General features: G+C 63.6%; 9 protein-coding genes and 1 CRISPR repeat array. Of the genes, 1 reads left to right on the forward strand and 8 read right to left on the reverse strand.

Features of this window, described 5'->3' with window-relative positions:
* The first annotated feature begins 61 nt into the window (after positions 1 to 61).
* Positions 62 to 829: a hypothetical protein gene (locus ACO2Q2_RS11845; RefSeq protein WP_423255983.1), complete on the forward strand. Its 768-nt coding sequence runs from the start codon at positions 62 to 64 to the stop codon at positions 827 to 829.
* 204 nt (positions 830 to 1,033) lie between these two features.
* A CRISPR array of direct repeats spans positions 1,034 to 3,588; the repeat unit is 36 nt; unit sequence GCTTCAATGAGGCCGCAGCTATTCGCTGCGGATTAC.
* A gap of 235 nt (positions 3,589 to 3,823) precedes the next feature.
* On the opposite strand, the gene cas2 is transcribed toward ACO2Q2_RS11845, so the two are convergent.
* The 8 genes from cas2 to cas7g all read right to left on the reverse strand — a co-directional run bounded on the left by cas2 (position 3,824) and on the right by cas7g (position 11,108).
* Positions 3,824 to 4,114, reverse strand: coding sequence for a CRISPR-associated endonuclease Cas2 (cas2, locus tag ACO2Q2_RS11850; RefSeq protein WP_423255984.1), 291 nt, complete (start codon positions 4,112 to 4,114; stop codon positions 3,824 to 3,826).
* 38 nt (positions 4,115 to 4,152) lie between these two features.
* Positions 4,153 to 5,871 (reverse strand): CRISPR-associated endonuclease Cas4g/Cas1g, encoded by a 1,719-nt coding sequence (gene cas4g/cas1g / locus ACO2Q2_RS11855; protein ID WP_423255985.1) that lies wholly within the window; start codon positions 5,869 to 5,871, stop codon positions 4,153 to 4,155.
* Between the two features lie 273 nt (positions 5,872 to 6,144).
* The gene (locus tag ACO2Q2_RS11860; RefSeq protein ID WP_423255986.1) at positions 6,145 to 7,668 is read right to left on the reverse strand and encodes an SEC-C metal-binding domain-containing protein; all 1,524 of its coding nucleotides are present in this window, start codon (positions 7,666 to 7,668) and stop codon (positions 6,145 to 6,147) included.
* Positions 7,625 to 8,362 (reverse strand): ERCC4 domain-containing protein, encoded by a 738-nt coding sequence (locus ACO2Q2_RS11865; RefSeq protein WP_423255987.1) that lies wholly within the window; start codon positions 8,360 to 8,362, stop codon positions 7,625 to 7,627. Before ACO2Q2_RS11865 ends, ACO2Q2_RS11860 begins: the two co-directional genes overlap by 44 nt.
* A complete protein-coding gene (locus ACO2Q2_RS11870) occupies positions 8,359 to 8,553 on the reverse strand; it encodes a hypothetical protein (RefSeq protein WP_423255988.1) in 195 nt (64 codons plus the stop codon). The genes ACO2Q2_RS11865 and ACO2Q2_RS11870 overlap by 4 nt, the downstream gene beginning before the upstream one ends.
* On the reverse strand, positions 8,550 to 8,675 hold the full coding sequence (locus tag ACO2Q2_RS11875; RefSeq protein WP_423255989.1) for a hypothetical protein: 126 nt from the start codon (positions 8,673 to 8,675) through the stop codon (positions 8,550 to 8,552). Before ACO2Q2_RS11875 ends, ACO2Q2_RS11870 begins: the two co-directional genes overlap by 4 nt.
* Positions 8,676 to 8,684: 9 nt before the next feature.
* Positions 8,685 to 10,160, reverse strand: a complete 1,476-nt coding sequence (gene csb2 / locus ACO2Q2_RS11880) for a type I-G CRISPR-associated protein Csb2 (RefSeq protein ID WP_423255990.1) — start codon at positions 10,158 to 10,160, stop codon at positions 8,685 to 8,687.
* A 3-nt stretch (positions 10,161 to 10,163) separates the two neighbouring features.
* Positions 10,164 to 11,108, reverse strand: coding sequence for a type I-G CRISPR-associated RAMP protein Csb1/Cas7g (gene cas7g / locus ACO2Q2_RS11885; RefSeq protein ID WP_423255991.1), 945 nt, complete (start codon positions 11,106 to 11,108; stop codon positions 10,164 to 10,166).
* Positions 11,109 to 11,132: the final 24 nt, after the last annotated feature.

Consider the following 11,132-nt stretch of genomic DNA (forward strand, 5'->3'; position numbering starts at 1 on the left):
CTTCGCGCGGCGGCCACATCGCCTCTTTCACACTCGCGCATTTTCCGCCCAAGGACTTCCGATGACCTCGCCGATTCCACTGACCGCCTGGGCGCGTCCGCACTGGCAGCCGAACGACGAGGAAATCGTCCTGCAGTTCTACGTGTTCGGCGATTTCCCGGCCGTGCGCGTGCCCTCGCAGGATTACGGAAGCCCGGGGCTGCCCGCGGGCATCAGCTCCACCAATCACCACCATCACGCCCTGCGCAGCTGGGATGGTTATCCGCTGAAGGGCTCGATGGGCAAGCTGTTCAAGGACGAGTCGCCCGAGGCCTACCAGCGCGCGGTCGGTGCGCCGCAGGTACTGGTGGTGCGCGGCACCATTCCGGACGCCGCCGACACCGGCTACCTGCGCGACGTGATGGGCGTACTGGCCGGTCTGCTCGACATCGGCGGCGTGGCGATCCTCGATCCGCAGATCCTCACCCTGCTCGACGCCGACAGCTGGCGCCGCCGCTATCTGGTGCGCGACGGCGCGCCGATCCGCAGCCACCTGCTGATCCTGCGCGACGGCGAGGCCGAACCCGGCCGCAACTGGATCCACACCCGCGGCATGCGCAAGTTCGGCCGCCCGGACATCAGCCTGCGCGGCGTGCCGGACGCCCAGGTGAACCTCGCCGGCAGCCTGTGCGAGCGGCTGATGGAACTCGAAGCCCTGGGCGGCCGCTTCATGGACGGCCAGCCGGTGGAAATCCCCGGCCTGCCCGAAGACCTCACCGCCCGCCTGGGCGGCGGCCCGGAACATCCGGATTTCCACAACACCTTCGTGGAATTTCGCTGGCCGGTGTGATTGTTGCGACTCAAATGCCGCAGTACGCAGCCTCAATGAGGCCGCAGCTATTCGCTGCGGATTACCGCGGCTCGCTGGACTGAAGAAGGTGCGCGGCGCCGGACTCGAACCGGATCATGGTGGGCAGGCCCACCAACCGTTCCTCTTGGAAACTACCGCGCGAACAGGAGGCTACCACTGATGGCCGGCGCACGTATCGAGTTCCCTTCAATGAGGCCGCAGCTATTCGCTGCGGATTACCCAAGACGTACTGGAACGCTTGGCAGTCGGCAAACTGCTTCAATGAGGCCGCAGCTATTCGCTGCGGATTACACGTAGCAGCTGGCAATCGGCCACTGGGAGAACGTGCTTCAATGAGGCCGCAGCTATTCGCTGCGGATTACCGGATGAAAAGTCCTACGACGCGTCGGTGCTGGCCGAGCTTCAATGAGGCCGCAGCTATTCGCTGCGGATTACTCCCAATCGAACGCGATCACTGCGCCCGACTCGCGGCTTCAATGAGGCCGCAGCTATTCGCTGCGGATTACTGTCCTTCCGCCGAACGTCCTTGCGGTCCTGCCTTGCTTCAATGAGGCCGCAGCTATTCGCTGCGGATTACCGGGAAGAACGGATGGCACGGCGACCGGGCAATGTGGCTTCAATGAGGCCGCAGCTATTCGCTGCGGATTACCGCAAGGGCTACGCAGCCTCCGCTGAGGCAGTGCAGCTTCAATGAGGCCGCAGCTATTCGCTGCGGATTACCGGAAAGGGTCAGCACTGGGGTATCGATTACAGCCGCTTCAATGAGGCCGCAGCTATTCGCTGCGGATTACCGGGCGCGGCGGTGTCGGCAAGACACACGTCGTCGAGGCTTCAATGAGGCCGCAGCTATTCGCTGCGGATTACGAGCATTGCAGTCGTAAGAGCTAAAGTCCTCATCAAGCTTCAATGAGGCCGCAGCTATTCGCTGCGGATTACGCGCAAATCTGGTCACCGGACACGCCGAAGCGTTGGCTTCAATGAGGCCGCAGCTATTCGCTGCGGATTACCCAGGTGCCTGAGCGCACACCCCACCACGATCCGCCGGCTTCAATGAGGCCGCAGCTATTCGCTGCGGATTACGACCGCCAATTCACCAACTACTGCGACGTTCGTATTGCTTCAATGAGGCCGCAGCTATTCGCTGCGGATTACCGAGGACATCGGCAAGAAGCCGGTCGAGGCGATCACGCTTCAATGAGGCCGCAGCTATTCGCTGCGGATTACCTGCTGGACGTGTACATGGGCGGGCAGGTGCCCTCGGCTTCAATGAGGCCGCAGCTATTCGCTGCGGATTACGGGGCGATGAGCGAGGTGAGCCGCAGGCCCTGCACGCTTCAATGAGGCCGCAGCTATTCGCTGCGGATTACAGCTCACCACCCGCATCGGCACCACCGGTGCGTTCGCTTCAATGAGGCCGCAGCTATTCGCTGCGGATTACCGCGATTCCCTGATACGTGCGGCTCCTATCCATCGCTTCAATGAGGCCGAAGCTATTCGCTGCGGATTACGGCACCATGGCCTCGCAGTCACCCACCACTAAGAGGCTTCAATGAGGCCGCAGCTATTCGCTGCGGATTACCCCGGTCAGAAAATCGGATGTCGCGACGTAGGAGAAGCTTCAATGAGGCCGCAGCTATTCGCTGCGGATTACATCCCTTGAACATCAGGACCACGGCGCGGATAGCCCCGCTTCAATGAGGCCGCAGCTATTCGCTGCGGATTACTCGTCATCACCTGCCCGAAGCTGCGAGGTACTGGCTACGCTTCAATGAGGCCGCAGCTATTCGCTGCGGATTACACCTGGCGCCCCGCGCCCTACCGCCCCGCAGTGCGGGCGCTTCAATGAGGCCGCAGCTATTCGCTGCGGATTACACAGGCCAACGCGTTGATAAGCGAGGGCCGCAAGCGGCTTCAATGAGGCCGCAGCTATTCGCTGCGGATTACGTGGGTAGCCCGCGGGCGTCACGGCTCGGCATATTGCTTCAATGAGGCCGCAGCTATTCGCTGCGGATTACTCGAATCGCTGAGTACATGGCGAGCGGCATCGTGCTGCTTCAATGAGGCCGCAGCTATTCGCTGCGGATTACGGTAGGGCGCGGCGACCTGGCACGCGTGCGGCAATGCTTCAATGAGGCCGCAGCTATTCGCTGCGGATTACAAACCCCATGCCAGCCATCCCGGCGGAGAAAATCGTGCTTCAATGAGGCCGCAGCTATTCGCTGCGGATTACATATTCGGAGCATTATTAGCCCCGGCGCTTCGGATATGCTTCAATGAGGCCGCAGCTATTCGCTGCGGATTACGAACCGGGGATATCCTCTTCTAAAAAAAAAATATTAAGCTTCAATGAGGCCGCAGCTATTCGCTGCGGATTACACCAGTTCTCGCTGAACTTGATCTGCTCGACGCGATTGCTTCAATGAGGCCGCAGCTATTCGCTGCGGATTACGCCCATCTGGCGTCACAAAAACTGACGTGTATGGGGCTTCAATGAGGCCGCAGCTATTCGCTGCGGATTACCTCACCACTGCCGTCTATGAGCAGATCAAGGCGCTGGCTTCAATGAGGCCGCAGCTATTCGCTGCGGATTACGACAGTGCTTGGAAGTCTGCCCAACAGCAGGCGGCTGCTTCAATGAGGCCGCAGCTATTCGCTGCGGATTACTCGGCAAACGCGCGACGCAGATCACCGATCGCGTTGTTGCTTCAATGAGGCCGCAGCTATTCGCTGCGGATTACAGCCCTCTTGCAAGTCCTTGTGTGAGGGGCTGTTGTGGCGCGCCATGCGAGCGGTGACGGATGGCGAGGGCGCAGGGTAGCGGGGCCGTGACGGTATCGGCAAGAAGCGGTGGCAAGGTACTGATTGTCAAAGAGCAAAGCGGTGCGAGCGGTGGCGGGGGTTTGGGGCATCACCGGAGCGCTCGCGGCGTGCGGCAAGATGAAGTGGCATCGATTCCAAGGGTAACGACTGCTTTCAGACGATGATGGGTTCGCGCGCTACCGGTTCGAATTTGTCGCCCAGGCTGACGACGCGTGGTTTGACCTTGTCGGCGGGACCCAGATCGATGATCAGCAGGGCGTCGGTACGGCGCAGGATGATGCCGTCGAGCAGCTGCAGCATTTCGGCGTGCCGGCGCCGGCTCAACCTGCATTGAAATACGGAGAGTTGCAGCCATTCGCCGAACCCTTTCATGGTCTTGAAGACCCGGCGCCAGCGTTTGTCGTCGCGGATGTCGTAGGTCACCAGGTACAGATGCTCGTCCATGGTCGTCTCATGCGTTGCGATGGTATGCGGTCGACAATTCAACGGGTGGTGAAATTTGGATATGCATCCAGTTCGCCAAGCAGGAACCGCCCGAGCAGGCGCGCCTGCAGTTCGAGCAGCCGACGGTAGCTGAGCCGGTAGCCGAACAGCGGGTGGGTGACTTCGTGACTGAGCCTGCGTTCGAATGCGGCGATGAAGCGCTTGCGTCCATCCGGCGTGAGGTTGACGCTGCCGGCCGCGCTGACGAAATCGCCGGGATGCACTTCACCGTTGTTGATGACCTGGATCACCACCGAATCGGCCAGCAGCGGGCGGAACGGTTCCATCAGGTCCAGCGCCAATGCGGGACGGCCGTAGCGCGGCTGGTGGTAGAAACCGCGGAATGGATCGAAACCCACCGATTGCAGGGTGACGGTCAGCGTGCGGACGAGCAGGGTGTAGGCGAACGACAGCATGGCGTTGATGGGATCGGTCGGCGGGCGGCGGTTGCGCTGGGTGAAGTCGAACGACAGCAACGCCTCGTCTTCGGCGGCCGTGACTTTGAGTGTGTTGCGGAAATGCCCGAAGTAGTGCGCGGCGGCGTTGCCCTCGATGCCGAGCAGGGTTTGCAGATTGTCGGCGCTTTCGCTCTGTTTCTGGATGCGCTTGAGGTCGGCCAGCAGGCGCTCGGGTTTTTCTTCCAGCTTCCAGTTGCGGCGCAGCTGGGTGCGGCAGTTGGCGATCTTCGCGGCCACCAGCCCGCGCGCCACGCGCAGGCACGCGGCATCGCTGAAGCTGATGCGGTATTGCGCGGTGCGCAGTTCCACGTTCTTGTGGCCGTTGCCGATCGTGTGGCCATAGAACCAGCCGCCGTAGCTGTGCCAGGTCACCGGGATGTTCCGCTGCATCAGCTCGCCCAGGCAGGGCGAGGTGACATACACATTGCCCATCAGCACCACTTGCGACACCTCGCCGATACGCGCCTTGGCCAGCAGCTGATCGTCCTTGCTGACCTCCAGCACCTCTCCCTTTTTGGTCAGTTTCGCGTTGAACTGCTGCACGTACAGCGGCAGCGCCTCGTGATGCGGTACCGCCAGGGGGCGTGGTGCCAGTTCCGCGCGATGCAGGAACTGGACTTCGTCGGGCAGGCATATCGTCACCAGTGAGCAGCGCGGGCACTTGGGGCTGTCCACCAGCGGATCGGGAATGCGACCGCCCGCGGCCATGGCGCGCAGTTCGGCGATGGCGTTGCGGGTGTGGGCGAGCAGCTCGTCGTCGAACGGCACGGCGACCCGTTCCTTGCTGGCCACGTAGTAGATCGCGCCTTCTTCGCAGACGTAGCCGTGCTCGCGCAGCAGCAGGCCCTGCGCGCACAACTGCACGCGTTCGGGGTCGTACACGCCGCGCGGAATGTGCGGGCGTTTGCCGCGTTTGTAATCGACTGGCGTGACGACGCCACCTTCGCCCTCGATCAGATCGAGCTTGGCGATCAGGCCGATGGTGTTGGAGGACAAGGTGACCGAGCGGGCGTGGATCTCGGTGTTCTCCTCGCGCGCCTTGTCCGCTGCCGGCAGGTCACCGGAAGGCTTGTCCACGCGCTGATGCCGATGCCGGCCATCCACCGTGTCGGCTGAATCGGCCCATTCGCCCTGCACCCATTCCAGATACGCCAGCCGTGGGCAATACACATGCTCGTTGAGCATGCGTACCGGGATCAGCGGCTGGTCGCCGCTCAACTCCGGAAACGGCAATTGCAAATCCCCCTGTTGCGGCTCCATCGAACGTCGCCTTCGTGGCAACCCTGAGAGGCTGAGAAAAAATCGCCCGCCTACTGCGACCGCCGCCAAACGCCCGCGCCGGCGGCGCGCTGGGTGCCAATCCGGGTCATTTGGCCCACCAAACTCCCCGGATTGGCGCCCAGCGCACCTTGTCACGAACGCTTGGCGGCGCTCTCGCTACGGCGGTCGAATTTTTCTCAGCCTCTGAACGGATTTGTCGCTTGCTTTTACATGGCGTGCCGGTGAATGGCAATCGCGAGCGCGTGCGGGCTCTCAGGTCCTCAGGCCCAATTGAAGGCGGATCGCGTCGAAGATGGTCTTGCGAGTGGCGGCCGGCAGCCCGAGGTCATGCTGCTCTGCATCCTGCAGCAAGGCCTCGACCTGTTCGCGGCCGTCGGGGCTTTGCACCATCTCGCGCGGCGTGCGGTTGGCCAGTGCGGGAAGCGGCAGGTCGATCCACTGCTCGTAGTGATCGCGCAGGTAGTCGGCCAGGATGGTGCGGGTTTCGGGAGTATCCAGCGGTGGCGGTGGGGACGAGTCGGCCTCTGCCATGGCCTGTTCGAGTGTCTGTGCGGTGTCGGCGAGCAACGAGGCGCGGGTGGCGAGTGTGTCGTCGATGATGGCTTTCAGCCGATCGGCGCGCTCGCGCGATTTCACCTCCGCGGTCAACCGGTTGCCGTCGATGGTGATGGTGCCAAGCAGCGTGCCCGATTCGGCGTGCATGCCATGATTCATCTTCACCCAGTCGATGCGCGCGTGCTGGACGAGGCCCGCGGCATCGCGCTGGATGTCCGCTTCCAGCGTCGCGGGATCGGCGGGGTCGAGGTGGACGAGGGCGTCGAAGGCGGCCTGGGCCGAGTCGATGTCATATACCAGTGTGTGGAATTCGAGGACTTCGCCGTCGGACGTCACCAGCTCCGGCAGCGACGGATACAGGTAGCGTTCCGACAGCGACAGGTACAGCTCGCGCAACTCGATGTCCCACATCCGCAGCCTTTCGGTGGGGTTGTCCGGATCGACAAGTCCGATGTCGTTGCTGTGCATGCGTTCGCGCAACGTGATCACCGGCACCTTGTCACCCGGCGGCAGTGCGACCGCGCAGATCGCCTCGATCAGGGTGACGCCGCTGGCCGAAGCCAGGTGTGCATACACCACCTCATGCAGGGACAACGACTGCGAGGCGGCACGTTCGTACACGTCATGGCGCTCGCCTGTCAGCAGGTCGCGCAGGGTCATGCTTCGACCGGGTTCGACGCGCTCGACCTCGTAGAAGCTGAATGGCCGGTCCAGGCACGATTGCAGGTAATCGCGAAGCGCCGGCGACAGTTGGTGCCCCTTGCGCTGCAGGTAGGCCTGCGTCGGCGCGACTTCATGCAAGGCGGTGTCGGCGACATCGGTATCGTCCGGATTGGGCGACCAGCCGTGCAGCATCCAGGGCAGGAATACCGGGGCGTGCGGCGTATCGCCATCGAATGCCTGCTCGTCATCGTTCCACAGCATGAACTCCCACCACGCCTCATCGAACGCGCCAGGCCCATAGACCTGGGCGACAAAGCGCAGCATACGCTCGGGCAACCCTTCCATCTCCCGCCGGATGCGTTGCCATGCCAGTTCTTCCGAGGAGGCTGCCGGTGTCTGCCTGGCCAGGCAGCAGTGCTTGTACTTGCGGCCGCTGCCGCAAGGGCAGGGATCGTTGCGACTGATCTTCATGAGGGCATTGTCTTGAAGGGGCGCCGCCCGGCGCAAGCCGAGATTAGTGCGAGGCGATGGTCCGGGTTTCATGCTGTCGGGGGCCACCGGAATGACGACTGTTCGAACCTTTCTCACGGACATAGATGCCGCGCGGTTCCTCGACCGCCCAGCGGACCTTGCGGGCGATGACAGGCCCGATACCGGCCACTTCGGACAGGGCATCCAGATCGGCGCCGGTCGCCGCTTCCACGCTGCCGAAGCGCTGGATCAAGCGTGCCGCCCGCGCCGGGCCGATGCCCGGAAGCCCCTGCAGCACATGCGATTGCAGTGCGGCCTTGCCCCTGGGTCGATAAGCGTGGCGCGGCAATCCGCCGTTGGCGAGGGTCCGACGCTGTTGCGCGGCATAGCTCAGCGTAAGCAGCGTGTCGGCAGCATCGCGCGTGCGCAGCACCGGCAGGCCCATGAAAAGCGAGACGGTAACCAGAGCGCCGCGGATGGCCTCGACACGCATGCCGCTTGACGCCAGATCCCGCGCGCTGCCCTCAAGGATCAACGCGGCCGGGAGCGTGGCCTTGAGCAGCCGCAGGGATTGCCTGAACAGCCGTCCATCCGCAATCGATGCGGCGAGGTCGGGCAGCGTCTTGCGTTCGAACAGCAGCGCGTCGTCGAGGCAATAGTCACCCACCGGCAGGCGCCGTATTTCGACTGCAAAGGCAGCGCAGGCGGCGAGCGCGGCCGGCATCGCCCCGTGCCATTCGCGATCGTCGACGATCAGCCGCGTCGGTCCGGGATGATTCATTGCCGCATCACGGCGACGACCTGCAGCGCCGCGCTTTCATCGCGCTGCTGCAGCACGCGCTTGAACACTTCCAACAGGCTGATCGAAGGCACTGCCAGCGCATCGACAGCCTCGATGGCCCGTGCGAACCGCGGGGCATTGGGGCCGTCCGCGGAATATTCCAGCCACGCCGACGAGTCCAGCCCATTCACAGGCTATCCCGCTCGCGCGGTACCGACGCGTCGATGCCCTTGAGCGAGCCCCGGCGGATTTCATCGGCACCATCGGGATGAACTCCAGTACGGTGCCCGTGCCCTGTGTCGAAATCAGTCATGGCGATGCCTCAGGCCACAGGCTGGAACAGGCCAAGGCCAAAGTGGCAGCCGAAACCGAGCGCGATCGGCCCGGAAACCGGTTCGGTGAAAGTCATGCGCCAGAAGCTGCCGTGGCGATCGGGCTGGTTCAAGCCACGCTTGTCGCGGAAACGGTGAAAGTGGATCGAGCGACGCGGCCGGCCGTTGATCGTGATGGTTGGAAGCGCCTCGACCTGCGGCTCGGGCAGACCGCGCTCGCGGCACTCTCGCCTGATCTGGTCCTCCACGCCGAAGTTCTTCTTGGCGTGCCAGGGATGCATATACGGCGTGACCGACTGCCACTGCGGGGCGGTTGCCAACAGCGGGCCGCCAGCGGGCGCGTCGCCGATGTTCTCCAGTACCAGTTGCCATTCGCCGCCATCGCGGCTCCATAGGCGGCGCAGCTTTTCGACGACCCGGCGTTCCTCGCGGGCCAGGCCGCCGGGTCGATGCACGATCACCCGGTCGATCCGGCCATCGCCGTTGGCGTCCCACGGCAGGTAGAAGGCATGCCGGTGCCGGGTGCCCGCAGGCAGGCCGTGACCGGAGAAGGCGGACGGGATCGCGCTTTCGCCCAGTTGTTTCTTCGCCTCGCTCATCACCGCGCGGCGCAGTAACTCGCCGATGCGAACGCTGTCCTCCACCCGCGGCAGCGGCTTGCCGATCAGCATGTAGCGAACCGTGGTCGCCGGCGCCGCCACCGCTTCGTGCATGAGCCGCTTGGGGCGCAAGGCATCGATGGGCCGCAGGTAGGCGACTTTCTGCGCGGCGGGCGGCTGGCTCCAGCCTTGTTTGCGCAGGTCCGCCGTTTCTACCGACAAGGCATCGAGCAACTTGGATGGCAAGGTCGAGCCCAGCTTTCTGGCGGCCTTCTTGTCGGCGAGGAAGCTGCCCCGCAGTGCGCCGTACTCGCCCGCGGGCAGGGGAGCGAGCAGGGTGACAACCTCATGCAATTCGCCCGTGGATGGGTCGAGCGCGACGTTGCCGGGTTTGCAATCGGGCTTGAAGGGACCATCGAAGCGCGCCGCTTCCACCCAGGATTCCGCGCGGCCGAGGTAGCCCAGGGCCGCGAGCAGATCGTCCAGCAAGGCGGCTTGTGCGCCCGGCAGATCCAGTTGCGGCCACGCCATGACCAGCGCCTCGTCGCGTGCGACGGCGGCGAAGGCGTCGAACACCAGCGAGGTGTCGCCCGCCTTCCATTGCGGCATGTAGTGCCGCGTATGGCTGTGGCTCGCGGCAGGCAGGGCGTATTCCGGCAGAGCTTGCGACAACGAGTCGATCAAGGCGGCCAGCGTGGCTTCCTCGTGTTTGCCAAGGGGTTTGATCTTGTGATGCCAGGTGGCGATCAGCGCGCGCAGCACGCGCCATGGTTCCGGCGGCCAGACCACGGCACCTTCGTTGACGTGCCGGCTCCAGGGCGTGGCGTGGTACTTCCCGGCGGGGAAGGTGAACGCTAGCGCGAGCATGGTCTATTTCCTGTAGGTCACGGTGGTGACTTCGAATCGGGCGTCGGCCTTGGCCGCAGCGATCAATCCCGGCAATGCGGCCTTCAGTTCGGCCCACTCCGGCATGCGGAAATCGCCTGGCCGCTGGACCGTCACGGCCTCGCATTCGAAATCGCAGGCGGTACGCAGCCGCAAGCCCTCTTCCAGAAAGCCACGGATCTTGAAGAGCGCCAGCGCTACCAGCAGTTCGTAGACGGCGCTCGAAAAACCGTAGCCGCGCAGCTGGGCCAGATCCAGGTTGAAATAGGCATCGATCTGCGGCGAGACGAATTCGTCGCGCGCGAAGGGGACGTTGCCGAAGCCTTTGGCGGTATCGCCTTTCGGATTGACCGAATCGTTTTTGACGCCTCCGCTGGCGGCGACCTTGGTATCGCGCGCCTCGATGAATCCCGATAGCGCGCGCGGCAACCTCAAGCGGCCGCCGGCCAGTTCCTTTTTCGCCAGAAACACGCCATGCAGGAGGGCATTTACGTCGAGGCCGAGCAATACCCGGGCGAGCTTTCTCAAATCGACGACACCTTCTTCCATGTCCGCCAGTTCGCTCTTCAACGTGTCGAAGACCGTCTTGTCCCTGCCCTCCAGTACGTAAGGCGAATTGATGCGGTGCGCTTCGAGCACGGAATTGGTCAGCGGCTGGCCGTTTTCGTCCATTACCTTGATGACCGAAAGCCCGCGCAGTGGCTCGACCCAGTCGTCGGCAACCTTGTCCCAGCACACCGCTTCCATCCGGTTGGCCAGACTCTGTGCCGATTCGACCAGCAGCATGGCCTCGCCATGCGGGCCTTCGTATTGCGCAGCGCCGATCTCCGGAAAGCCGGTGGGCTGGAAACGCGTGCCTTGCAGCGGCTTCAATCGCGCCTGGATCAGGAGGCGCGGTGCGTGGCTCAGGGCGGACAGGTCAACACTCATGTTTGGCGCTCCTAGTCGAAAGCG

This window comes from Dyella sp. KRB-257 (genome assembly GCF_049445995.1).
Lineage (GTDB): Bacteria > Pseudomonadota > Gammaproteobacteria > Xanthomonadales > Rhodanobacteraceae > Dyella_A.

Coding starts and splice junctions, on each gene's coding strand:
- ACO2Q2_RS11845 (WP_423255983.1), top strand. CDS start 62: ATGACCTCGCCGATTCCACTGACCGCCTGGGCGCGTCCGCACTGGCAG.
- cas2 (WP_423255984.1), bottom strand. CDS start 4,114: ATGGACGAGCATCTGTACCTGGTGACCTACGACATCCGCGACGACAAA.
- cas4g/cas1g (WP_423255985.1), bottom strand. CDS start 5,871: ATGGAGCCGCAACAGGGGGATTTGCAATTGCCGTTTCCGGAGTTGAGC.
- ACO2Q2_RS11865 (WP_423255987.1), bottom strand. CDS start 8,362: ATGAATCATCCCGGACCGACGCGGCTGATCGTCGACGATCGCGAATGG.
- ACO2Q2_RS11875 (WP_423255989.1), bottom strand. CDS start 8,675: ATGACTGATTTCGACACAGGGCACGGGCACCGTACTGGAGTTCATCCC.
- csb2 (WP_423255990.1), bottom strand. CDS start 10,160: ATGCTCGCGCTAGCGTTCACCTTCCCCGCCGGGAAGTACCACGCCACG.
- cas7g (WP_423255991.1), bottom strand. CDS start 11,108: ATGAGTGTTGACCTGTCCGCCCTGAGCCACGCACCGCGCCTCCTGATC.